The following is a 24,079-nucleotide window of genomic DNA, read 5'->3' as shown; positions in this document are numbered from 1 at the left end:
CAGCAACAAGGCTATGGCGAACAGCGCATTCGTATGGAACTGCTGCAACAAGGAATCAACAGGGACGACATCAATGCGGCCTTCGCCGCATCGGTGGGTAGCGGTGAAAAGTTCGGGCAGAGACGCTGCCGAAAACCAGAATCAAAGTGCAGCGTTATCTACTCCCTCGCGGCTTCTTCTTCGATGAAATTGCGCTATTCTGTTTACGGTTCGATCTTTTTGCATGATATGTAGGATAACCATGATCAAGAGCACCTCTGAGATCCGTCAGGCGTTTCTCGATTTTTTCCATAGCAAGGGACATCAGGTGGTGGCAAGCAGCTCACTGGTGCCTGATAACGATCCAACATTGCTGTTCACTAACGCCGGTATGAACCAATTCAAGGATGTGTTCCTGGGCCTTGATAACCGCTCCTATCGGCGTGCTACCACATCGCAGCGCTGCGTGCGTGCTGGCGGCAAGCATAACGATTTGGAAAACGTCGGCTACACGGCGCACCACCACACCTTTTTCGAGATGCTGGGGAATTTCAGCTTCGGCGACTATTTCAAACATGATGCTATCCGGTTCTCCTGGGAACTGTTGACCGATGAACAATGGTTCAACCTGCCTAAAGAGAAGCTGTGGGTGACGGTGTATGCCACCGATGATGAAGCCTATAACATCTGGGCCAGTGAAGTGGGGATACCCGCCGAGCGCATCATCCGTATCGGCGATAATAAAGGTAGCGCCTATGCCTCCGACAATTTCTGGCAAATGGGCGATACAGGTCCCTGCGGTCCCTGCTCGGAGATCTTTTATGATCACGGCGAACATATCTTGGGCGGCCCGCCGGGAAGCCAGGAGGAAGACGGCGACCGCTACATCGAGATCTGGAACCTAGTGTTCATGCAATTTAACCGCCAGGCCAACGGCACCCAGTTGCCGTTGCCGAAACCCTCGGTGGATACCGGTATGGGGCTGGAGCGTATTGCCGCAGTATTGCAACATGTCAACTCGAACTATGATATTGATCTGTTCAAGACGCTTATCACCGCTGCGGCCCAGGCAACCGGCACACGAGATCCCAACAGCAAATCGTTGCGCGTTATCGCCGATCACATTCGCTCTTGCGCGTACCTGATTAGCGACGGCGTCATACCGTCCAACGAGGGTCGGGGTTATGTCCTGCGCCGCATCATCCGTCGCGCGATTCGTCACGGTAACATGCTAGGCGCCAGCGACACCTTTTTCTATAAGCTGGTCGCACCGCTCATTGAGGTGATGGGCAGCGCCGCGAGCCAGCTGCAGTCGCAACAGGTAATGGTGGAGCAGGTGCTACGCGCCGAAGAAGAGCAGTTCGCCCGCACGCTAGAGCGCGGCCTAATTCTGCTGGACGAAGAGTTGACCAAACTGACCGGCGACACTCTCCACGGCGAGATCGCTTTCCGCCTGTATGACACTTACGGTTTCCCGTTTGATTTGACCGCCGATGTCTGCCGGGAACGCCGCCTGCGCGTCGACGCATCGGGCTTTGAGCGCGCCATGGAGGCGCAGTGCAAACGCGCACGCGAGTCGAGCGGTTTCTGCGCCAACTACAACGGTCTGCTGCGCGTGGACGAAACTACCCGGTTCATCGGTTATGAACAGCTTACTCATCAGGGACGGGTGAGCGCGCTATTCCGCGACGGCCAAGCGGTGAATGTCATTCAGCAGGGGGAAGAGGCGGTGGTGGTGCTTGACGAGACGCCGTTCTATAGCGAATCAGGCGGACAGGTGGGCGACCAGGGCAAATTAAAAGCGGCTTCCGGCGTATTTGAGGTAGCAGATACGCAAAAATACGGTAAGGCATTCGGCCATCTTGGCAAGCTTAGCTACGGTGAACTGAAATTAGGCGCGCAGGTCGCAGCGCAGGTAGATAGCGCACGCCGTGAGCGCATCCGCTTGAATCATTCGGGCACTCATTTGCTGCATGCGGCGCTGCGTCAGGTGCTCGGTGAACATGTCTGGCAGAGGGGGTCGCTGGTGAACGATCACTACCTGCGTTTTGACTTCTCCCATAATAAAGCCATGAAACCCGAACAGATCCGCCAGGTAGAAGATATCGTAAACGCGCAGATCCGCCGCAACCTACCCATTCAGACGGAAATTATGGCGCTGGAAGACGCCCGCAATAAAGGGGTCATGGCGCTGTTCGGTGAAAAATACGAGGTGCAGGTCAGGGTGCTGAGTATGGGCAATTTCTCCACCGAGCTGTGCGGCGGGACTCACGCTAGCCGCACCGGCGATATTGGCTTGTTCCGCATCACTTCGGAATCCGGCATCGCCGCCGGTATCCGCCGTATCGAAGCGGTCACCGGCGAAGGGGCACTGGAGTCGCTTCATCAGCAGAGCGATTTGATGCATCATATTGCTCAATTGGTGAAAGGCGACAGTCAAACGCTGGCGGATAAAATACGGGCGCTACAGGAGCGTTCTCACCAGTTGGAAAAGGATCTCCAGCAGTTGAAAAACCAGAAGGCCGCGCAGGAAAGCGCATCTCTTGGTCGAAACGTGCGCGATATCAACGGCGTCAAGGTCCTGGTGAGTCAGCTTGATAATATCGAGTTGAAGATGCTGCGCACCATGGTTGACGACCTGAAAAACCAATTGGGTTCGGCGGTTATTGTTCTCGCCACGGTGGCGAAAGGTAAAGTTAGCCTGATAGCCGGCGTGACCAAAGATTTGACTGAACGAGTCAAAGCAGGTGATATTGTTGGTCACCTCGCACAGCAGGTTGGGGGGAAAGGTGGTGGACGCCCTGATCTGGCGCAAGCGGGCGGCAGCGACATCGCCGCTTTGCCGGCCGCTCTGACAAGCTTAGATGCGATGCTGACCGCAAGACTCTGAGTAGAATAAGAATACGTTATAATAAACACCTTAACTTTCTGTTAAGTCGCGGTGTTTCAATACATTCTCTTCCGAGAAATAACAGTGAGAAATAACCGTTAGGCGCGAAGCTTGTCATATCGACCAACCTTAGATATGGAAGGCGCCAGGTCGGCCCGACGTGTGTCACATGCATGCTACATGGTTTACGCTTTCACGGTATATGATGGATAATGGCGGGAAACTGAGAGACCTGACTCTTTTAATCTTTCAAGGAGCAAAGAATGCTTATTCTGACTCGTCGAGTTGGTGAAACCATCATGATAGGCGATGAGGTTGCGGTTACTGTTTTGGGCGTCAAAGGCAACCAAGTCCGTATCGGTGTTAATGCTCCTAAAGAAGTTTCTGTGCACCGCGAAGAAATATATCAGCGTATTCAGGCTGAGAAGTCGCAACAGACTCCTTGCTGATCTCTTTCAGGGCCTTGCCCCGTGCGGAGGCGCGGCCTCTAACCCCGTCATTGGCCTCTTTCTTTTTCTTCAGCTTGTTTCCTCTGCTTTCCAAAATAGCCAAGAGACGGTTATTTACCAATCTGCGCAAGTTGCATGGGAATTGCGCAATCGCCTCCAGACGGGCAAAAAAGGGTTTGACTTATCAAGTCCAAAAAGTAATATGTGCGCCATGTAGTGTCGATGAGCTTCAACAGCGGCGCGTAGGTGAGGTGGCCGAGAGGTTGAAGGCGCTCCCCTGCTAAGGGAGCATACGGTCAAAAGCTGTATCGAGGGTTCGAATCCCTCCCTCACCGCCACTTACAATGCATCCGTAGCTCAGCTGGATAGAGTACTCGGCTACGAACCGAGCGGTCGGAGGTTCGAATCCTCCCGGATGCACCATCCCCATGCCGTTACTTGGCGCTTTGTGTCGTATTTTATGGCTGAGTTCTAAGCCGGTTGCCTTCTGCGCCGTTTTGCCTTTTCCTCTCGTGTATTTGTCTGCGGCGTCGTAATCGCCAAGGCCGCCCCTGCCGCATCGCCGTGATTGATGACGATCGCCATTAGTCACGGCTTCTCGCATATCGCCGTCGCGCGCGCTCGTTTCTTTTCTCTCACTTTCAGCGTATCTCGTTGTCCCTGACCACGTCGGCATTTCTCTCTGCGTGTTTTAATGGTGTCGGTGTTCCTTAACCTCTGCCGTTAAGTGACCAAGATGATGGCCTGCCGTAGCGCATCTCCCCTGAGTCCGGTGAACGACTTCTTTTCGGCTGAGACTGTTCAGCCATCTGCACTTGTCTCGCCTGGGTAAAGGCTCGCCGTGGCGCGCCATGCCAAACCGCGAGGCACACTCGGTGCTAACAGAATCAGCGACAATCTTACGAGATTGCGCTAAAATAAACACTTATTTTAGATCTTTAGGTGAGAAACGATGTACAAATTAGTATCGAAGATTGATAATACGGAAACGACGCACCGCAAAGCCTGGCACCTTACGGGATGCAGTTCGACGGGGCGGCCGTGGTCTCGTTAAACGGATCGTCGGCCCGGCATATTGCGAAAATGATCATTGATCATCATCAATCGCCCATCGATTCTCAATCAGCTTGCCCGTGAAAAGACTACGGCGCTTCATAACACCCTCTCGAGCTGTTGCATTATTTCGACACCATCGTCAGTGCTGACACTGTTTAACCGTCATAAGTTTAACCGTCATAAACCCTCCGTAAACCTTCCTACACTGCGCGGGTCGGTGTTCCGCTTGAAGCTTGTGTGGTTTTTGAGGACGCCGACTTTGGTATTATGGCTGCGAAAGCGGCCATAATGGCGTTTGTCGATGTTCTGGCCTTGAACGCGTGATATTAATCAAACCATGGCCTTGAACGAGGAACCATTATCCCAAGCCCAAACACTGTCAACTGCGGGAGGTTAATTTGATCCCGGATGTATCAAGCGCGCTTTCCTGCCTGGAAGCCAACCCTCAAGCACTGAAGGGCATTCGTCGCGGCATCGAGCGTGAAGGATTGCGTATCAATGCCAACGGCAGCCTGGCACAGACTCCTCATCCTGAGTCCTTCGGCTCGGCGCTGACCCATAAGTGGATAACAACCGATTTCGCCGAAGCGCTATTGGAGTTTATTACGCCGGTTGACGACGATATCGGCCATATGCTGACGCTGTTGCGCGATATACATCGTTATGTTGCTCGCCACCTGGGGGATGAACGCCTGTGGCCGATGAGCATGCCGTGTTTCATTGACGGCGCTCATCCCATCGAATTGGCGCAATATGGCAGTTCTAACATCGGGCGTATGAAGATGCTATACCGAGAAGGATTAAAAAATCGCTATAGCGCCTTGATGCAGGTAATAGCCGGCGTGCATTACAATTTCTCTCTGCCGCTGGCCTTTTGGCAGGCCTACGCCGGTATTCGCGATGAGGTAAGCGGTAAGGAGACAATCTCCGCCGGCTATTTGCGGCTTATTCGTAACTATTATCGATTCGGCTGGATTATTCCTTACCTCTTTGGCGCTTCGCCGGGCATCTGTCCGTCTTTCCTAAACGGCCGCACAACCGATCTATCGTTTGAGCACGCGCCGTCAGGGTTGATTTATCTGCCCTACGCCACCTCGTTGCGCTTGAGCGACTTAGGCTATACCAATAGGTCGCAAAGTAAGTTGGGCATTACCTTTAACCATCTGGATGAGTATGTCCGCAGTCTAAAACAGGCGATTCAAACCCCATCCGCCGACTATCAGCGCATGGGGTTGCAACGTGACGGCCGTTATCTGCAGCTGAATACGAATGTGTTACAAATTGAAAACGAACTGTACGCGCCGATACGACCCAAGCGGATGACGCGGAATGACGAATCCCCGTCCGACGCGCTGATGCGCGGCGGTATTGAGTATGTAGAAGTGCGCTCTCTGGATATCAACCCTTTCTCGCCGGTGGGCGTTGACGAAGAGCAGGCACGCTTTCTGGATCTTTTTCTGATTTGGTGTACGCTGGCTGAAGCTCCGGAGATGAGCGCGGAAGAGTTACTCTATACCCGCAGCAATTGGGATCGGGTGATCTTCGAAGGGCGTAAGCCTGGCCTGATGCTTAGTATTGACCACGGCAGCACCGAGCAGCCGCTGACCACCCTCGGTAAATCGCTGTTTAGCGATCTGCGGCGCGTGGCCGAAGCCTTCGACAGCAACAATGGTGACACGCACTACCAGCAGGTGTGCGATAAGCTGGTAGCTGGTTTCGATTATCCCAATCTGACACTCTCCGCCCGTTTTCTGGATCAATTAATCGAGCACGGGATTGGCGTGGGGTTGATATTGGCTAATGATTATCGTCAAACGTTGCGCAGTGAGCCGCTAGAGGTGATGAAGGAGGTCCAGCTTGATGATGAACGGATACGCTCCTGGCAGCAGCAGCATGCTCTGGAAGCGGCGGATAGCCTGAGTTTCGATGAGTTTTTAGCAAGCCAGAACTGGAGATGAAAAAAGAAAAGGCTTCAGAAATTGTGGTAAATTTATCATCCCTGCTAACAGGGATGATGACAAATTTCATACGCATGACCAACGGCGGAGAAAGGGGTTCTCTTACATTTGCAAAATTATTTTTAAATGAGGTGATATCATGCCACTTTTCCGTAGACCATGCCCGTATTGGCGCCGCCTACTGTCCGTGTTGCGAAAACCATGAAGACACCTCACAGCGATACTATCACCGTCTTTGATCTGCGTCTCTGCCGGCCAAACCTGGAAGAGATAACGGATAAGGCGTTGAAATTGTAAATATTTTCTATGGGCTACCGTACTGGTTTATATATGAGCCTTATCGGTACGCCGGATGAGCGGCGTGTGGCCGATGTGCCGAAGGTAAAAAGACCAAAAGCAGATCCACGATTTGAACGAGTACCAGTGCGGCACGCATCAAATGCATTCGCTCAAGGAGACGCAAGATATCGCGCAACACATTCTGGATAGTGCTATCCGCGTTAAGTCAGAATGACGAACTGGCGCCGCCGAAAGAAAAACTGGCGGAGCTGCATATCTAGTTGGCAGTGGTGTTCAACCTTAGAGTGCCTAAGAATAAGACTCGCCCGCGGATGAGCCTTATTCCCATCGACGCCATGCTTTAGCGGCTTTATGACCGTGATGCACGCTTGCTGTATCATATTGTCCTGCACATCCAATATATCATCTGATAGCTGCCAATATGTGTATGGGTATTGGCAGTATATCTGCCAGCGCTTCAGCGGCATGCCGCCGCCTTCGATGATCACCCCGAACCGCCGCTTTGCGGAATGACCTCTTCCGTTAGGCTTGGAGGCATAGAGGTGGTAAAACCCCATAATCTCCTTAAGAATATCCTCCAGCGTCACCAGCTCCTGGAATCACCGTACTCGTTGAGGATAATGCCACCTTTTCTTTATTGCACTGAAACCTCACTAACTGCATTGAGTGGGGTGCCTTCTGGCACATAATAAATCTCATCCGCGGCGTTCAGCAGATTCTCTTTGGTAAATTCCTGCTTCGTCATCAGACGGTAATCCTCGCAAACCCATAATAGCATCAAGATTATCGCGGTACAGCACGATACGACCGTGAGGCGAATGGGTTAGCTGATGAATCATGGAACGTCACTCGTCTTGACATTGATACCGACGATCTTAGTTGCGCAGTACCATGATGTCGTTACCGGTCACTTTTCCAAATCCAGCACGGAAATCAGCATGTCCTGGTTGCGGCTGGAAATCATCGATTGGGATTCCGTCACGATGTTGCGCGCTCTTCATCCCTTCCTTGCTCAGCGCATCGCGTACATTGGGGGAGGCCTGATACCCATCAGACGCATTAATACGCGAGTAATCAGATTGAGCAGTCACACGACGGGCAACATCAATTTTTGCGGCGGTACCAGCAACAGGCTAATTTGAAATGCGATACGTTCCGGGTGGAGCGTCGCCACGGTTTTCGGCAGTGCCTCAGCGAATAGTAATGCCATGAACGTCAATACCCACGGCGGCAATAGCGACGTCGAGATCGCTATGAAGACGTATACTGAGATCGCCAGCGCGGAGGCGAGAATCTTGCCCAGATTATTGCCAATAAGCACCAGAACGCAGCGGTTTGTCCGTTCGCCGCTGCCTGTTTTGGAAGCGGAGAAATAGGCAGAAACCAATGCAGAATGATAAGCAGCGTACTGATTGAAGTATGTTCAAAAGTGGCTTTCCTGATCGGCGTCGCATTGTGTGAATGGAAATTCAGTTTCTTATTTTTTGGCAAATAATCAAGCCACGTCAACCGGAACGCGTACTGGCGGCAATATATAGCGCAGGGCCACAGATGATAAAGCTGATGAGTAAACCCACGCTTAATAAGCTCACATTTACCCTACCCTGCCTGCACGCCAAAGATGGGTAGCCAAATCAGCGCGCCGAGCCCTAGTGATATTGCTACTGCCGTCGATAGCAAGGGCCAGCTGGTGATAGGCGCTCTTGTAGCGTAGAATACCGGGCGGATCAGGCCAAGGCTTAAGGAATGGGCATAAGGTCACAAGGGAAAGCTAGGACATGGCAGCGCCATCGTCCGACTTATATAGCCTTCAGCGCGCTATGCTCTAGATGTTGTCGTAAGAGGGCAGTGTTCCGGCCTGCTTCATGTTAATTGCTACAAATAATGTCGCGTAAGCGGCTGGACGCCAGCTTGAGTAAAAACGATGTTTTACAATTTATCCGATCGATTATCGCGCACGTTGCGCAATATCAGCAGCAGAAGTCGCCTGACTGAAGACAATATCAAAGAAACCCTGCGCGGAGTGCGCATGGCGCTGTTGGAAGCGGATGTGGCACTCCCGGTCGTTCGGGACTTTATCAGCCGGGTCAAAGAGAGCGCGCTGGGGCAGGAAGTAAATAAAAGCCTGACACCGGGGCAGGAATTCGTCAAGATCGTGCGCGCCGAGCTGGTGAACGCTATGGGAGACGGAAACAACGCCCTGAATCTGGCAGCGCAGCCGCCAGCGGTGGTGTTGATGGCTGGCCCGCAGGGGTCGGGGAAAACCACAAGCGTTGGCAAGCTCGGTAAATATCTGTGCGAAAAACAGAAGAAAAAAGTGCTGGTCGTGTCTGCCGACGTGTATCGCCCGGCGGCTATCAAGCAGCTTGAAACGCTGGCGAACACGGTGGGTGTCGATTTTTTTCCGTCCAACACCGCACAAAAACCGCTCGATATCGTCAATCAGGCGCTGAATCAGGCCAAGCTCAAATTTTATGATGTGCTGCTGGTGGACACCGCTGGCCGCCTGCATGTAGATGAAACGATGATGGTGGAAATCATCGCTATCCACGCCGCCATCCACCCGTTGGAAACACTGTTTGTGGTGGATGCCATGACAGGCCAGGACGCCGCCAATACCGCCAAAGCCTTTAATCAGGCGCTACCGCTGACCGGGGTTATCCTGACCAAAGTGGATGGCGATGCGCGCGGCGGTGCAGCGCTTTCCATCCGCCATATTACCGGTAAACCTATCAAATTCATTGGCGTCGGAGAGAAAACCGACGCGCTGGAGCCTTTTTATCCCGATCGCCTGGCCGGGCGAATACTTGGCATGGGCGATATACTGTCCCTTATCGAGGACATTGAAAGCAGGGTCGATCGTGCCCAGACGGAGAAGCTGGCCAGCAAGCTGAAGAAAGGCGATGGCTTCGATTTGACCGACTTCCTGGATCAGCTCAAGCAGATGCGCAATATAGGCGGCATGGCCAGCATGATGAGCAAACTGCCCGGGATCGGCCAACTGCCGGACAACATTAAATCGCAAATAGACGATAAAGTCCTGGTGCGCATGGAGGCTATCATCAATTCCATGACCGCCAAAGAGCGCGTTAGCCCGGACATCATTAAAGGCTCACGTAAACGCCGTATTGCCACTGGCTCCGGTGTGCATGTCCAAGATGTTAACCGCTTGCTGAAACAGTTCAACGATATGCAGCGCATGATGAAGAAAATGAAAAAGGGCATGATGCGCAATATGAAGGGTATGATGCTGCCCAGCTTCCTTGATCGTTAACTATCGATTGCTTTTTACCACGAAACGAGTAGAATCCCGGGGCTTTATACGGCAACTGGACCCGCCCCCGACAGGGCCCGGTTGTTTTATAACTAAAGAGGATGTTATGGTAACAATTCGTTTGGCACGTGGCGGCGCTAAAAAACGCCCGTTCTATCAGATCGTCGTGACAGACAGCCGCAATGCGCGCGACGGTCGCTTTATTGAGCGTATTGGCTTTTTCAACCCGATCGCTACCGGTCAAGCTGAAGCTCTGCGTTTGGATCTGGATCGTATTGAGCATTGGGTTGGCCAGGGCGCGACGGTTTCCGAACACGTTTCCGCGCTGATCAAAAACGCGAAAAAAGCAGCGTAATGCCTTCTGGCGGTGAAAATGAACAAACAACTCCGTATCGCAGCACCCGTTAAGCCGGTAGTTGTTGGCAAGATGGGCTCGGCGTATGGTATTCGCGGTTGTCTCAGAGCGCTTTCTTCCACTGAAGAAGCCGAAGGCATTTTTAATTACCAGCCCTGGTTCATAAAAAAGGCCGATGAGTGGCAGCCGATCGGGCTGGAAAGCTGGAAGCGCCGCAATCAGGATCTGATTATCAAGGTCAGGGACATCGAAGACCGGGAAGCGGCGACGCTTTTAACAAACTGTGAAATCGTCATCGACATGTCGCAATTGCCGGACCTTAACAGCAGCGAGTACTACTGGAAAGACCTCCTGGGGTGCCAGGTTGTCACCATTGACGGTTATCAGCTTGGGGAAGTTATTAATTTGATGGAAACCGGCTCGAATGATGTTATGGTGGTGAAAGTCAACCTAAAAGACGCCTTTGGCATTCAGGAGCGGTTGATTCCGTTCCTCGATGGGCAGGTGATTAAGAACGTCGATCTCACGGCCCACGCCATTGAAGTTGATTGGGATCCGGGCTTTTGACCGTAGATTCTGAGGGCGGCAATAGCGGAAGCAGCGGGATGTGGATTGGTGTTATCAGTTTGTTTCCCGAGATGTTCCGCGCCATTACCGATCACGGGGTGACTGGCCAGGCCGTGAAGAATGGCCTGCTGCGAGTGCAGTGCTGGAGTCCGCGCGAATTTACCCACGATCGGCGCCGTACCGTGGACGATCGCCCTTACGGCGGCGGACCGGGGATGCTGATGATGGCGCAGCCCTTGCGGGATGCGATTCACGAGGCAAAAAATAAGGTAGACAAAGAAGCGAAGGTGATTTATCTCTCCCCTCAGGGTCGTAAGCTCGATCAGCAAGGCGTGAGCGAGTTGGCTGCCAACTCAAAGATGATTTTGGTCTGCGGCCGTTACGAAGGTATTGATGAACGTTTAATCGCCACCGAGATTGATGAAGAATGGTCAATGGGTGATTATGTGGTCAGCGGCGGTGAATTAGCAGCGATGGCGATGATTGACTCGGTTTCCCGGTTGATTCCTGGCGTGCTGGGACATGAGTCCTCCGCCGCGGAGGACTCCTTCGCTAGAGGGTTGTTGGATTGCCCGCACTATACCCGTCCTGAGGTGTTAGCCGGCATGGAGGTTCCGCCAGTTCTGCTATCGGGTAACCATGCTAAGATTCGTCGTTGGCGTCTAAAACAGTCTTTGGGTCGCACCTGGTTGAGAAGACCCGAATTTCTGGAAAGCCTAGCTCTGACTGACGAGCAAGCAACGTTGTTAACCGAATTCCAGCGGGAATATCGGGTAATGCAACAAGATGATTAAAGGGATCGGTCAGTTGGCCGGTTATCCTGAACTGACAGTTCAGGATAAGAGACCAATTATGAGCAACATTATTAAGAAAATTGAACAAGAACAGATGAAGCAGGACGTACCGTTCTTCCGCCAAGGCGACTCGGTGGAAGTTAAGGTATGGGTTGTTGAAGGTAGCAAAAAACGTCTGCAGGCATTCGAGGGCATGGTTATCGCTATTCGTAACCGCGGTCTACATTCTGCATTCACTGTTCGCAAAATCTCCAACGGCGAAGGCGTTGAGCGCGTGTTCCAGACGCATTCTCCAGTCATCGATAGCATTACCGTGAAACGTCGTGGTGCTGTTCGTCAGGCCAAACTGTATTATCTGCGTGAACGTGCCGGTAAGGCGGCGCGTATTAAAGAGCGCCTGAACTAAGGTACACTTTCATAACACCTGAAAGTGTTTAGTGAGTCAAGGGTCAATCAGTGGGTTGACCTTTTTGAGGTGATGTAGTTATCATCTCACTGAGAAAAGATAATCATAACACTAAACTCCATAAAAACCTTGTGGCGGGAAAACGCTTAGGTGTTCAGCCATAGAGGGAACACCAATAAAAATTTTCGACCACGTGAAAAAGGCGAGAAGACAGTGAATAAGTAAAGTATAAGCACTGAGCGTTAATTAACATCAAATTTAGGAAAATCAGGAATAATAGCCCTAACTACACTATAGTAGGATAGTAGGTCTGATATGCTTGAAATAAAACTACACGATCACGTTACGTTAATGAGAAAGATTTTCGAGCAACAACCGCTCAAGGACGCGGCAAAAGACACGTTTGACAACGAGTGTGATATACTTAATCAAAACCTAAATTTTAGCTTATTTGATGATAAGAATAGTAAGCGGCCGGAAAAGCAAACTTTTTCCGGAAAAAGTGGCGCCTGAGATCACCTTGAGCGATGTGAATGTGTCCGAATGTGCCAAATCAATTAATAAGCTTACCGAGTATCAGCTTGTAGTAATTGAGACGGCAGTACTGGATTATAATAGCTTGAAGTATTTTCAGAAAATGAAGGAAATGTGGAATCTGCCAGCGCCGAAAATAGCATCCATGACCATATTATTACACTTGGCAGAATTGAAAAACGATTGAGGGTAATTTCGCTGAAATTAAACAATATCGTAGTGACCATCTCGACGAATTAATGAACGCCGCGAAGCTACGCAAAGAGATGATAGCGATGCTCATCAGTGAATTCAGAGATGGGTAGCAAGCCACAAGAAGCTCAAAAACGCACGCTCGTCGCTTATAATGCAGGCGCGTGCTGATATCTTCAATAATGCCCCTGGAAAACGATACAGCGGGAGTTATAGGCCATAACGGCAACCAGTATAGTAACCTCTAGCGTTCTGCCGCTAAGATAAAACTGGCGGCAGGGATATTTGCCTACCAGGGGAAGGGGATCTGCTTATCCGACGCGAACGAGATCAAGTACGTGGCAAACTTATGCCGTGACGTACTTGCACTTTTCGCATCGCCGGCGAGATCCGCGTAACGCATGGACATGGCGCAGAAACGTGCCAAAGAAGTTATCATAATAGCGCCCCTACTCTCGCCCTGAACTGATAGCAGGGCGCTGAAAGGGGAGAGTGTGTCCTTGTAGCTAGTCTCAACCTCACTCTTGACGCTTACTAAATAAGTATCAGCCACCACAAGACCCGCAAGAGAGGCTCAATGGAAAAGACACGCAGTTGCTGCAGACTGTGATGCCGACTGTGATGCCGAAAGCGGGAATTTGGAAGCACAAAAGCAAAACACCGGAACGATGTCCGCTTAGAAGCCTGCCAATCGACAGTGATCAATTGCAGGCTATCCCCAGCATGGATTACGCAAGCCCGGTGATACCAGCGGCAGATGCCGACCAATCAGTATTGTTTGCGTTATGCAGTCTGTCGCTAGAAAGCAGCACCGAAGATATGGGCTAGCCTGTCATATATGTTTATTGAGCAACTACGACAGGAAGCTGTGAGGGCGGCTGTAAAAGCTGCATTTAGGATCATAGTGCGTGGCCGCAGCATAACAACGATAACCATACTCACGAATCCTTAAGCCGTGAACGATATCATCCTTCGGCCGCCACGCAGGGTAGCCAATTTTCTCCACCGATTCGACAAACAACGCTAAACCTGCAGGCATATCCTTCTCACTACTTTTTGCCGGCAAGTGAAACGCGCTAACAAGACGGAACGTCCAGCATCCGCCACTGACGTCACTGGTGGGTGACAAAATAGTCTGCAGCTATTCGCTATCGTCAGAGAGTACCATTAACGGACAGCGTATTTCCGGCCTGCAAATGATTCAAAGTCAATCATCTCGTCATTAGTTGATACCACAGGCCCTTGTTAAGGATCAAGATCGAGTACTATTGTTACATATAGGAATAAGACTAAATAAGACATCATACTCTCTTCACGACTTGGCAAGATAGGATAATCCTTTTACTCTGAACCAGAGGGCGTCTAAGCCCAATGCGTCTTAGGCAGCTTGAATTTCCCAAACACTTTGTTACCTTTAATGCACGTATTGCAACGTTGAATTTCCATATTGCCGCCTTCATCAGTACCTCTTGCAATAACGTTACATGTGCCTTATTAAGAGGAGCGGACGATCTTTTGTAATCTATTGATAAAAGATCAAGATATGACTTTGCAAGACATCCTCCTACTGGGTAAAACCCGGCTTATCAAGAGTCTTATGCGGGACTGTACTATTTTATTTGTCAGCGTGAGAGTTATTGGATAGTCGATTATCTGCTGTCGCTAATTATGAGCGAAGACTATGCCATCGCTATTTGAAACGCGGCAAGAAATGGCAGATAAGAATCTGGCGCGCAGCATATTGTCAACTCATTGAAGGTAATAGTATCATTTTATTCTCTTTCTATGGAAATGAAGTCGTTTTTGTATTACGCCAAAAGTCTCAGAGCATTAGAAGGTTTTTATATGAGTAAGCTCGTTCAATTTATTAAGATGGACTATGCTTGATTGTTGCTGGAGGCAAGCGTGCCGGCTCCTGGGCGGGGCCATTTCGCTCCGAGCAGACGAGCAATGAGATAGCTAGTAGCAGTACCAATGAATATGTCGCTAACAAGCGTAGCATACGCCAGCTGTTATCCACCTTGGCCGGTGAAATACATAAACCCATTATCGTCAGCGAGCTGGCCAGCCGGCTGTAAACAAGTATCGGAAAAGTTCGATATGGACAAACCGCTGCAGCTGCTTGAAAACCGGGCCCTTAAAACGGCTTTGATTTAGTATAGCGACGGCAGCGCGATTTAGCAGTCAAATAGTACAGCTGAGTCATGCGCCTTTGACCACTTGGTGACCTTTTAAAAGTCTACCATGCTGTATGACCAGCGTTTTCGGTGGTTTCATATTTCCGGACTGCTGGTGTATGTCGGTCTGGTTACCGCTCGCCGCCAAGTACTTGAATAGCACATTTAACGACCGGTAAGAATGAAATTCACGTGTTCAAGCTGAAAAATTCTTTCGTCACCGATCGTAATTACTCGCAAAGAGATGCGCCCGCAAGCATATTGGGTGTCGCAACGGTGTTGAATTAACAGCTTAATGTTGGTAACGGCAACGGCGTTCCCCGGGATAGTTGCAACCAGGTTTCGCTCGAAAATGTCAGTTACGGCACGATAAATATCATCTCTTACCTCAAACCAATAGTTTGCTGATCCAAAGAGTGAGCCAGCGGGTCAGTTATGCGCGGACTCTGGTTGCGGCGATTGATATTGCTAAACAGCGGATTCGACTTTCGCCGTGGATTCTGGACATCGATAAAGATGAAGTTAATCAGCTGGAATAGCTGGTCGGGCGGCACCCGGATGGGGAACAGCGGCATTGCCTTCAATTCCAGTTCGTTGAGCGCAACTAATCAGTACGCAGTTTCTGTGGAAGTGGGCGTGCTGGCCAAACGGCACTCAAATCGTTGCGCATCCGGAGATTTTGACGCACAAAGGAGACGGTACCACCGCCACTAAAAGAGCACTTACTCAGGATGGCGATCTCACGACCAGCAGCGATAACCAAATCACACAGGTTGCCGAATTACTGCTGGTCAACACACGTAGACAGAGGGCGCGGATGCCCAATGGGAGTGGTTGTTGATGGGGCTATAGCCGCGATCAACGCGTCAGCGGCGCCTGGGGCCCCAGGCTGCGAGACATCTTCTTTTGGGGCGGCTATTTGATTATCGCTACAAGCACAACAAGCAATTTGTGCGTATGTTCCTCATTTAGCCTAATATTGCCTCAAGGCGCCGTTTTGGAAGGCATGCAGATCTCACTGATACAATATAACTTTATATAGCCTAGCATTAATCCGAAAGCGACACGATGGCGGTCAATTCGATAGATACAAGAAGTTTTCGTGATTTCCTATCCACTAAGACAGGGCAAAGCGAATCGATTCCCATCGATGACGGTATGCCGGTGATTGAGGTCAGTATGGAGACGAAATTGCATGGAGATGCAGATAGTTAACGCTTTTAGACACATGAACAGGCTCGGTAAGGGGAATAAATATTGCAGAAAATGATTTCCTCTCGCAAATGCTTGAAGAGTTCGCCGACGAAAAGATCAACACGCTGATTATCGTTTCCGGCAAAGGAAAGATGAGTTATACCTCGCTTACTTTCCGAAGCCAGCGGTCTATTTCCTGACGACAGTGATTTAATTTTGGTGTTAAGGGAAATGAGTGAAATTTCCTATATTGGTAGTCCAGCTTTACTTTTGATGCTAGAGCTTTCGGCCGTGCCCATCGCTATGGTGCAGGCCGGGATGGTATTGCTGATGAATTGGCATAGTTCTCGCGTCTTTTCTCCGGCTACTCCTTGCGGGGACGTATTGGAGCGTGACCCAAACCGGTGCACCTCTTTATTGAAGAATGGCCTGATATTTACGTTGATGTTATCGGAAATCATTCTCGGCGTGTTTTCTCGCTGTTACCCGCAACTAACCCCCTCTCCTTGCTGTTATCGCTGGAGAGTTTCGTCGCCTTCACGAGACCGTAACGGACTCGTTCTCAACAATGATTCAACCCATTAATTGCAGTTCATGGTACGAGAGCGCAGATGATGACAGCGTGATATGAGCGATGTTGAAAGTGATCTTTCCACCGATGATAACAGCTATGGTGATGCTGTCCATCGTGATAATTGCCAGCTTATGAACTCGAGCTCAGTTGATGACGGCGGCTACGAAAGCGATAGCAGCACTAACTTCTGTAGGCACAAGAACCTTGTTCACGCACGCAGGGCGCAAGTTGATGAAACCGATGCTTCACTCGATGAGATTGACAGCGTCACCTATGGCACCTAGGAAATCTCTGAGGTGAAAAAGAAAATTGCGCTGTTAAATAAAGAAAATCTTGCTACGAAGCCGATCCCTAAAGAATACCAATTTAAGATACAAGAGATAAAAATAAAACCCAAAATATAAAGTGATTTAGTTATATCATTCTATTGTAATGAACCCATTATCTACTGTCACTGTCCGACCCATGTCGGAAATTAAAATAGAGGACGAATTATTCTTTGATCTTGATATAGAATCAGTTATCCTTATGGATGTTATTATAATGTTGTAGGATCATAATTATTAATGAAAATGACTTAACGTTTAAATTAAAGGTTTCTCTGATTCAGACGGTTTTTCCGGCGACGAGATAATGGATTAGTTATCAGGATTTGTAGGCTTCTTATTAGTGGTTTTCACTTAACATGAATTTTCGCTTGAAAATTATCGCTTAAAAATTAGCGTAGTTACAAAATAACAACAACACAGAATAAGGTCTGTGACAGAAGATAGGTTAGCTAATGTTTATAAAACGCTACTTGGAATTATAAGGCACTTTCCATCAGCTACGCAAGAAAGAGTTCGAGGTTTTGGCTCTGCTTCGTAATGTGTATTATTACGAGTTTTAGATGACGTTAAAAGAATTTATTTTTAGAAGAAAATAATAATGTTGTTCACAACAAAGACTATTTGTTCCTTCCGAATATCGGCATACCTCAACGCCGTCGCCACACTCAGGCATCGCGTTATTGTTTTTACTGCATTATAACTTAGTTGATTATTCTATTTAGCTAATCACGCATCGATCTCAACGGTCAGGAATTAACAGCCCCTTTGGAATCTTCACGTGAAATGGAGAAAGCGATAACCACCGAGAGCAACGGTCTACGTTTTCAGAGGTTGTAAGTTTTTGACTTCATGTTTCGTTAATATCTCACGACCGAATAAATGCTATTGAGAATAGCGCAAGCTATTATTCCATAATAATAGATAGCCATGACGCTAAGCAGTAAAATGCGAAAACGGCAGGCGTAATTGTTATTCCGCTGACGCTTATCTATTAGCGATCAATTTGCCCTTGATGGCATCAATTAGTCCGGACATCAAAGAAGGGCTATTACTGCTAAAGCTCCGCGGGCGTGGCAAGCACATCGCCCAGTCGTCAGCTGGATAACATGGGTTGAATCGCGCCATTACGCTTTGTTAAAGCCAGTATAGTCGCGTCACCTTAACGGCTAACGCGATCCATTCCCGTTTGCCATTGTTGCCGTAATAGCTTGTCGTTGGCGATACCATTGCAGCTGGCCGGGAAGTTACGCCCTTTTCCTACACACGCAGCGCGGTCGGTCTGTCGAGTTCGGCCTGTTCCATGGGGTATCCCGATAAATAGTCCTCACGATCGATCTGAGGAATAGCATACTATTTCGTCAGAGCATTGTTGTTGCGCATGGCCTACCCGTCGCTGATGTCCATGGTGAATCTCGTGATAGGCACTGGCGGCGAGAACGTCGCCGCTACAACCTGCCAGCAGATATCCAAGTAATGAGAAATAATTTTAGCATAGAGCACACTCGCGTTGACGGGATATAGACCCCTTTCCGCTAGAAGGGCAGATGCGCTAAAAGCCGTGCCACCGCAGTGTAAACTGTACGATTAGTATTAGTGTAATTTATTTTTTACACGCTGACCAGCAGTTTGACATGCTAAGAGGAATAATAGGTTTAAATTTTGTCGTGCTTGCGTATCATAAAGCGCCGAATCACGCGCTTTCGGCGAATTGATTGTGACCAAGACGCCGTCTTGAAAAGAGAGGCTTGCTGTCTCTGTCCGTGTCGATTTTTTGCCTAATGAGTAATAATTTATTTACATTTTTGAATTAAAAAACTTTACGATTGCTGGGTAAGGTAGCTTTCTAGACGCTTTTGCGATGGTTTAATGTAACGCCTTACGGCCACCTCACAGAGTCAGGATCAGTATCATGCAAAAAGACGCGCTCAATAACGTCCATATCAGTAATGAGCAGGTGATGATCACACCCGAAGAACTAAAACGTCAGTTTCCTTTAAGCGAGTCTGAGCAGCATGCTATCGCTGAATCTCGGCGCACAATTGCGGATATCATCCACGGACGCGATCCGCGCCTGTTGGTGGTCTGCGGACCTTGTTCCATTCACGATACCGATGCTGCCCTTGACTATGCCAGCCGCCTGCAAGCCCTGTCAGTTGAATTGAGCGATCAGCTGTATATCGTTATGCGCGTCTATTTTGAGAAACCCCGCACCACCATCGGTTGGAAAGGCCTGATCAACGATCCTTACATGGATGGATCTTTTGATGTCGAGGCCGGACTGCAAATCGCCCGCGGTCTGTTGCTGGAACTGGTGAGAATGGGGCTACCTTTGGCAACGGAAGCCCTGGATCCTAATAGTCCGCAATACCTTGGCGATCTCTTCAGCTGGTCGGCCATTGGCGCCCGTACGACAGAATCCCAGACCCACCGGGAGATGGCATCAGGTCTGTCCATGCCGGTAGGATTTAAAAACGGCACCGACGGCAGCCTGGCCACCGCGATTAATGCGATGCGCGCCGCGGCTATGGCCCATCGCTTTATGGGCATTAATCAGGCGGGTCAGGTTTGTCTACTGCAAACACGCGGTAATCCTGACGGACACGTTATTTTGCGCGGCGGCAAGCAACCTAATTACCATCCGCACGATATCGCTGACTGTGAGCAACAAATGGCGGCCGTAGGTCTCGCAGCGGCGTTGATGATCGATTGCAGCCACGGCAACTCCAATAAAGACTATCACCGTCAAGCAGAGGTGGCGCAGTCTGTGTTGGCGCAAATCAAGGCCGGTAATCGTTCCATTATCGGTTTAATGCTGGAAAGCCATATTCATGCCGGTAGCCAGCCTTCGGAACTGTCGCGTGAGGATATGCGCTACGGCGTATCGGTGACCGACGCTTGTATTGACTGGGAAAGTACCGACAGTTTGCTACGCCAGTTGCACGACGAATTGCTGACGGTATTGCCGCTGCGACAGGGTAGGGGAGAAGTCGCGGCATGGTAGCAGAACTGCTTAACCTCCTCGTCCACGAGATAAGATTGATGAGGTTGACAAGGGATTGCTGGATCTGCTGACTAAACGCCTGTCGCTGGTTGCTGAGGTCGGCGAGGTCAAGAGCCACGCCGATCGGCAAAACGCGCCGCTACAGGCGATGCTAACCTCTTGCCGCCGAGAAGCCGCGGCTGAGCGTACCGCCGGATTTGATTGAAGACGTGTTGCGATGCGTAACGCGAGAATCCTACGCCAGCGAAAACGACAAAGGTTTTAAGACTCCGTGCCCGCAGTTGCGACCTGCAGCGATCATGGTCGGTCAAGGATAAATGTGGCGTTTGTTTGGAAAAATGCTGACACTTTCTGGATACCAGGTCCACACCCTCGAGAAAGAAGACTAGCTGTGCTCCGACGCCCTGCTGGCAGATGTGTGAAGAGCGATGTCAGTGTGCCTATTCATTTGACTGTGCGGGTTATTGAGCAATTGCTGACGCTACGGGAAGTTGCCTCTTGGTCTAGCTGGTCTCGGCAAAACGCGCCACTACAGGCGATGCTAGCGGCACACAATGGGCCGGTTCTTGGTCTGTATCCGATGTTCGGCCCAAATAGCGGCGTCTGGTAAAGCAGGTAGTCGTGTACTGCGAAGGGCGCCAGCAGGCGGTTATCAGTGGCCCCGGAACCAATCCAGGCATGGACGCGCGATTGCACCGCAGTAGCGCCGTTGAGCACGATCGAAGCATGTCCTTCATTCAAATACCGCATCATTTCGCTGCTTTTGCCTATGGCATGGATCTGGAGAAGGAGAATGTCGACCTGGTTACCTACCTGATTGAGTTAACTATGATTTGACGCATCTTGGCGCAGGATCCCAAGCTGTATACCGATATCTTATGGCTTCCGAATACAATCTGGCGTCGATCAAGCGCCATTACTGGCGTTTCGGCGCGGCGATCGCGTCGCTGGAGAATAAACAGGCGTTCATCGCGCGATTTGCCCACATCGGCCGCTGGTTCGGCGATTATGTCGACAATTTCTTTGCGGAAAAAGCCGCGTGTTATTGCATCAGGTCAAACGATAGTCGCAAATAAGACGTTATCACGCATGGCACGGCAGATGCTGCTGATGCCCGGCGCGGATTATGCAGGGTCCACTGACAGGGCATTTCACTCGGGTAGCAGCCAAAGACCTTCAGCGACTGCTTCATTGCCTGAAGCTCGCGCAATTCTTTTTGCATTTTCTTAGCCTGCACATCAGTATAAACATCTCTTCATGTGTATTGCCGTGTATCGGCCGGGACTCTTCAGGAGAGTCATCACGCGGATTGCTGATTGGTGACCATGACAAGCGCGGTTTTCGCCGGCACTTGCTCGGTGAAGTCGATAGGTTTGCGGGCAAGTACGAGATGATTGGCCAGGCTATTTTCCAGTGCTTGCAAACCGTAAAAGCCCGCCCCGTCAGCTACCTCGCGCGGCGATGGTGGGTCGGTTAAGCTGTGCCACTTTCCATGGCCGCGGTAAGTGCTTGCGTAGTACTCGAATTCCCACTGTGGGAAGCGTTCGATTGGAATAACGATTTCGCCCATCAGGACAGGTAGACAGGTAGGTGTACTGTAACACTTCGTTGATTGAACTAGAACTGCCGTTTTCAATCGGTAAAATACCGTGTTCCGCCTGGCCAGTTTCCAGTAATGCACGATATCGCCGAATTTTTGGCAACCGCACTCTATAACCTGCTCAAAATAGCGCGCGCCATACTGTCGCGCCGTCGGTAGGGATAGAAACATTGTGACCCAGAAACACGGTGCGCGCAGAGCGCTCCTCTTGATGATTAAAATCCAGTTGCAGCAGGGCCGTGCTGCGTTAACATGGAATCTTCGATAATCAGGTGGAGAGGATGGGTTGTGTGCATGGGTCAGTAACGGATTTTATCTTCTTGTCAGCGCCAGTATAATCATACTGGCGCTGCCGCTGGATTGATCCGCGCAGCGCCGTTAGGACGGGTTTGACGCGATAATCTTCGTCACTTTACCCGCCTGGTTGTTCAATTGTAATTCCTGATAGGCTTTTTTCATATAGAGGAGCGCTTGGCGCGTCGCCTGCGTATCGGGAAAGTCGCGCAGCATTTGTTCAACGCGGTTGGCTACCGCCACATAGGCGCCGCGTTTGTTATAGTACTCTACTACCGACAGTTCATGCTTGGCCAGCCGGTCTTTGAGATAAACAAGACGTTTAGTGGCATCCATGGCATACTGGCTGTTTGGGTAACTACGAATCAGCTGCGTAAAATCGCGAAACGCCGCACGCGCATGCTCCGGGTTGCGATCGGAACGGTCCACGCCGAAAAATCCCTGTAATGCGTTGTCGTCCAGCGCCATATCAGTCAAACCGCGCATGTAAAGCACGTAGTCGACATTCGGATGAGTGGGATTAAGCCGTAGAAAACGATCGATGGAGACCCGCGCCAGAGGCAGGTCGGTGGATTTGTAGTAAGCGTAAATCAAGTCAAGCTGAACCTGTTGCGCGTAGGGACCGAATGGATAGCGGTTATCCAGCACCTCCAGCTCCTTGATAGCGCCTTTATAATTGCCGTCCTGCAGTTTTTGCTGTGCGGAAGAATAGATTTCGGAGGGGGGATTATCGGGAACGGCGTTTTTGTTGTTACTGGAACAACCCGCCAGTACCAGGCTCAGTGTGGCGGCTGCCATCAGATATTTCATATGCATCATGAGGCTTTGCTTATCCTCGGAGTGTTATTCCTGGAGATTGTCCGTTTAGTTCTCGGATAGGACCAGCTACAATAGCATGCTATTTTAAGCGGTATCGCCGTGAAAACTCAACGTTAACGAAGATACATTATATGACACAGCATCAACACCTCACCGGAATGGTGAATAAATCACAACTCGGGCAACGTTTAGATCAGACTTTGGCTGAAATCTTTCCTGATTATTCACGATCGCGGATAAAAGCCTGGATCCTTGACAGCCGGGTGATGGTGAACGGACAAGTCACGGCGGTGCCAAAAAAAAAATGCTAGGCGGTGAACTCATTGAAATACAAGCTATTATAGAAGAAGAGCCGCGCTGGAAAGCGCAAGCTATCCCGTTGAATATTGTTTATGAAGATGGCGATATTCTTGTCATCAACAAACCCCGCGATTTGGTGGTTCATCCAGGCGCCGGCAATGTCGATGGCACCGTATTGAACGCGCTCTTGCACTATTTCCCCCCCATCGTGGATGTACCACGAGCGGGGATCGTTCATCGACTGGACAAAATTACTACCGGTTTGATGGTGGTGGCCAAGACCGTGCCGGCGCAAACCCGCTTGGTGAAATCACTCCAGGCACGAGAGATAACCCGCGAGTATGAGGCCGTGACTGTCGGCATCATGACCTCCGACGGCACTGTGGAGCAGCCAATCGCTCGCAACGTCGCCAAGCGGACGCGTATGGCGGTCCATCCGATGGGAAAGGCAGCGGTGACCCATTACCGTATTATGGAGCATTTTCGCGCCCATACTCGCCTGCGCCTGCGTCTGGAGACCGGCCGCACCCATCAGATCCGCGTTCATATGGCGCATATCAATCATCCGCTGGTAGGCGATCCCCTTTATGGCGGCCGTCATCGGCCGACGAAAGGCGCTAGTGAGGCGTTTAACGAAGTGTTGCGCCTCTTTGATCGCCAGGCGCTGCATGCTACTTTGCTGCGGCTTTACCATCCCATCACCTCGATTGAAATGGAATGGTATGCTCCGCTGCCGCAGGATATGGTGGTGCTGATAGCGGCGTTGAAAGAGGATACGGAACTGTTTAAGGAAAGTATCGATCAGCTGTGAGGCGGGTTATTCTATCGACTGGCCCGCGCCTCCCAGGTTCGCGCCTATAGCACGATTCGCTTAGGGATCATGTCGGGGATAATCCCGACGCCGTTGTCGAAAATCGCTGTTTTCCCGTCGCACCTCGCTATCTGACCTAAATGCACGGCGTCGATGTGGTGGTGTTGAAGACGCGGCACCGACGTCGCTGCGCGGGATGCGGTCTATACACGCAGGCCTGGCGAGG

At 50.4% G+C, this 24,079-nt stretch carries 15 protein-coding genes, 2 tRNA genes and 6 pseudogenes; 20 read left to right on the top strand and 3 right to left on the bottom strand.

Features of this window, described 5'->3' with window-relative positions:
- Positions 1 to 15 precede the first annotated feature (15 nt).
- The 8 genes and pseudogenes from GPOALKHO_RS06460 to GPOALKHO_RS06425 all read left to right on the top strand — a co-directional run.
- Positions 16 to 234: pseudogene (locus tag GPOALKHO_RS06460) on the top strand (hypothetical protein); the annotation flags it as partial.
- A 7-nt stretch (positions 235 to 241) separates the two neighbouring features.
- Complete coding sequence (gene alaS, locus GPOALKHO_RS06455) at positions 242 to 2,869, top strand: alanine--tRNA ligase (protein ID WP_406701772.1); 2,628 nt, start codon at positions 242 to 244, stop codon at positions 2,867 to 2,869.
- Between the two features lie 263 nt (positions 2,870 to 3,132).
- Positions 3,133 to 3,318: a carbon storage regulator CsrA gene (gene csrA / locus GPOALKHO_RS06450; RefSeq protein WP_406701770.1), complete on the top strand. Its 186-nt coding sequence runs from the start codon at positions 3,133 to 3,135 to the stop codon at positions 3,316 to 3,318.
- Between the two features lie 245 nt (positions 3,319 to 3,563).
- A tRNA-Ser gene (locus GPOALKHO_RS06445) sits at positions 3,564 to 3,656 on the top strand.
- Between the two features lie 8 nt (positions 3,657 to 3,664).
- Positions 3,665 to 3,741, top strand: a tRNA-Arg gene (locus tag GPOALKHO_RS06440).
- Positions 3,742 to 4,270: 529 nt separating this feature from the next.
- Positions 4,271 to 4,698 (top strand): annotated as a pseudogene (locus GPOALKHO_RS06435) (fructose-1-phosphate/6-phosphogluconate phosphatase).
- Between the two features lie 74 nt (positions 4,699 to 4,772).
- Complete coding sequence (gene gshA / locus GPOALKHO_RS06430; RefSeq protein ID WP_406701768.1) at positions 4,773 to 6,332, top strand: glutamate--cysteine ligase; 1,560 nt, start codon at positions 4,773 to 4,775, stop codon at positions 6,330 to 6,332.
- A gap of 131 nt (positions 6,333 to 6,463) precedes the next feature.
- Positions 6,464 to 6,892: pseudogene (locus GPOALKHO_RS06425) on the top strand (S-ribosylhomocysteine lyase).
- A gap of 63 nt (positions 6,893 to 6,955) precedes the next feature.
- Here the strand turns inward: GPOALKHO_RS06425 and GPOALKHO_RS06420 are convergent.
- Positions 6,956 to 8,075, bottom strand: a pseudogene (locus GPOALKHO_RS06420) (CNNM domain-containing protein); the annotation flags it as partial.
- Between the two features lie 481 nt (positions 8,076 to 8,556).
- Here GPOALKHO_RS06420 and ffh point away from each other — a divergent pair.
- From ffh to tyrA, 11 genes and pseudogenes are all read left to right on the top strand, one after another.
- Positions 8,557 to 9,906 (top strand): signal recognition particle protein, encoded by a 1,350-nt coding sequence (gene ffh / locus GPOALKHO_RS06415; protein ID WP_406701767.1) that lies wholly within the window; start codon positions 8,557 to 8,559, stop codon positions 9,904 to 9,906.
- A gap of 106 nt (positions 9,907 to 10,012) precedes the next feature.
- Positions 10,013 to 10,261, top strand: coding sequence for a 30S ribosomal protein S16 (gene rpsP / locus GPOALKHO_RS06410; protein ID WP_406701766.1), 249 nt, complete (start codon positions 10,013 to 10,015; stop codon positions 10,259 to 10,261).
- 18 nt (positions 10,262 to 10,279) lie between these two features.
- Positions 10,280 to 10,828 (top strand): ribosome maturation factor RimM, encoded by a 549-nt coding sequence (gene rimM, locus GPOALKHO_RS06405; protein ID WP_406703419.1) that lies wholly within the window; start codon positions 10,280 to 10,282, stop codon positions 10,826 to 10,828.
- A 38-nt stretch (positions 10,829 to 10,866) separates the two neighbouring features.
- Entirely contained in the window at positions 10,867 to 11,622 is a 756-nt protein-coding gene (gene trmD, locus GPOALKHO_RS06400) for a tRNA (guanosine(37)-N1)-methyltransferase TrmD (protein WP_406703417.1), read from the top strand.
- Between the two features lie 58 nt (positions 11,623 to 11,680).
- A complete protein-coding gene (gene rplS, locus GPOALKHO_RS06395) occupies positions 11,681 to 12,028 on the top strand; it encodes a 50S ribosomal protein L19 (RefSeq protein ID WP_406701764.1) in 348 nt (115 codons plus the stop codon).
- A gap of 502 nt (positions 12,029 to 12,530) precedes the next feature.
- Positions 12,531 to 12,749, top strand: coding sequence for a hypothetical protein (locus GPOALKHO_RS06390; RefSeq protein ID WP_406701762.1), 219 nt, complete (start codon positions 12,531 to 12,533; stop codon positions 12,747 to 12,749).
- 614 nt (positions 12,750 to 13,363) lie between these two features.
- Positions 13,364 to 13,582 carry a hypothetical protein gene (locus GPOALKHO_RS06385; RefSeq protein ID WP_406703415.1) on the top strand — a complete coding sequence of 73 codons (219 nt, stop codon included), beginning with the start codon at positions 13,364 to 13,366 and terminating at the stop codon, positions 13,580 to 13,582.
- 1,055 nt (positions 13,583 to 14,637) lie between these two features.
- Complete coding sequence (locus GPOALKHO_RS06380) at positions 14,638 to 14,832, top strand: hypothetical protein (RefSeq protein WP_406701760.1); 195 nt, start codon at positions 14,638 to 14,640, stop codon at positions 14,830 to 14,832.
- Positions 14,833 to 16,752: 1,920 nt separating this feature from the next.
- Positions 16,753 to 16,983 (top strand): hypothetical protein, encoded by a 231-nt coding sequence (locus GPOALKHO_RS06375; RefSeq protein WP_406701759.1) that lies wholly within the window; start codon positions 16,753 to 16,755, stop codon positions 16,981 to 16,983.
- A gap of 1,954 nt (positions 16,984 to 18,937) precedes the next feature.
- A complete protein-coding gene (locus GPOALKHO_RS06370) occupies positions 18,938 to 20,029 on the top strand; it encodes a 3-deoxy-7-phosphoheptulonate synthase (protein WP_406701758.1) in 1,092 nt (363 codons plus the stop codon).
- A gap of 34 nt (positions 20,030 to 20,063) precedes the next feature.
- A pseudogene (gene tyrA / locus GPOALKHO_RS06365) lies at positions 20,064 to 21,105 on the top strand (bifunctional chorismate mutase/prephenate dehydrogenase).
- 224 nt (positions 21,106 to 21,329) lie between these two features.
- On the opposite strand, the gene GPOALKHO_RS06360 reads toward tyrA, so the two are convergent.
- Positions 21,330 to 21,599 (bottom strand): hypothetical protein, encoded by a 270-nt coding sequence (locus tag GPOALKHO_RS06360; RefSeq protein WP_406701756.1) that lies wholly within the window; start codon positions 21,597 to 21,599, stop codon positions 21,330 to 21,332.
- 408 nt (positions 21,600 to 22,007) lie between these two features.
- Positions 22,008 to 22,742 carry an outer membrane protein assembly factor BamD gene (gene bamD, locus GPOALKHO_RS06355; RefSeq protein WP_406701755.1) on the bottom strand — a complete coding sequence of 245 codons (735 nt, stop codon included), beginning with the start codon at positions 22,740 to 22,742 and terminating at the stop codon, positions 22,008 to 22,010.
- 131 nt (positions 22,743 to 22,873) lie between these two features.
- On the opposite strand from bamD, the pseudogene rluD reads away from it, so the two are divergent.
- Positions 22,874 to 23,853: pseudogene (rluD, locus tag GPOALKHO_RS06350) on the top strand (23S rRNA pseudouridine(1911/1915/1917) synthase RluD).
- The last annotated feature ends 226 nt before the right edge of the window (positions 23,854 to 24,079 follow it).

Source organism: Sodalis sp. (in: enterobacteria) (genome assembly GCF_036327475.1).
In the GTDB taxonomy this organism is placed as follows: domain Bacteria; phylum Pseudomonadota; class Gammaproteobacteria; order Enterobacterales; family Enterobacteriaceae.
This window is presented reverse-complemented; position numbering and strand designations above follow the sequence as displayed.

What these genes read in the sequence shown, in the direction of transcription:
- GPOALKHO_RS06360 (WP_406701756.1), bottom strand. Translation starts at nt 21,599, where the DNA reads ATGGGCGAAATCGTTATTCCAATCGAACGCTTCCCACAGTGGGAATTC.
- GPOALKHO_RS06385 (WP_406703415.1), top strand. Translation starts at nt 13,364, where the DNA reads ATGCCGACTGTGATGCCGAAAGCGGGAATTTGGAAGCACAAAAGCAAA.
- rimM (WP_406703419.1), top strand. Translation starts at nt 10,280, where the DNA reads ATGAACAAACAACTCCGTATCGCAGCACCCGTTAAGCCGGTAGTTGTT.
- csrA (WP_406701770.1), top strand. Translation starts at nt 3,133, where the DNA reads ATGCTTATTCTGACTCGTCGAGTTGGTGAAACCATCATGATAGGCGAT.
- GPOALKHO_RS06375 (WP_406701759.1), top strand. Translation starts at nt 16,753, where the DNA reads ATGAGCGATGTTGAAAGTGATCTTTCCACCGATGATAACAGCTATGGT.
- rpsP (WP_406701766.1), top strand. Translation starts at nt 10,013, where the DNA reads ATGGTAACAATTCGTTTGGCACGTGGCGGCGCTAAAAAACGCCCGTTC.
- bamD (WP_406701755.1), bottom strand. Translation starts at nt 22,742, where the DNA reads ATGATGCATATGAAATATCTGATGGCAGCCGCCACACTGAGCCTGGTA.
- GPOALKHO_RS06370 (WP_406701758.1), top strand. Translation starts at nt 18,938, where the DNA reads ATGCAAAAAGACGCGCTCAATAACGTCCATATCAGTAATGAGCAGGTG.
- alaS (WP_406701772.1), top strand. Translation starts at nt 242, where the DNA reads ATGATCAAGAGCACCTCTGAGATCCGTCAGGCGTTTCTCGATTTTTTC.
- ffh (WP_406701767.1), top strand. Translation starts at nt 8,557, where the DNA reads ATGTTTTACAATTTATCCGATCGATTATCGCGCACGTTGCGCAATATC.
- rplS (WP_406701764.1), top strand. Translation starts at nt 11,681, where the DNA reads ATGAGCAACATTATTAAGAAAATTGAACAAGAACAGATGAAGCAGGAC.
- trmD (WP_406703417.1), top strand. Translation starts at nt 10,867, where the DNA reads ATGTGGATTGGTGTTATCAGTTTGTTTCCCGAGATGTTCCGCGCCATT.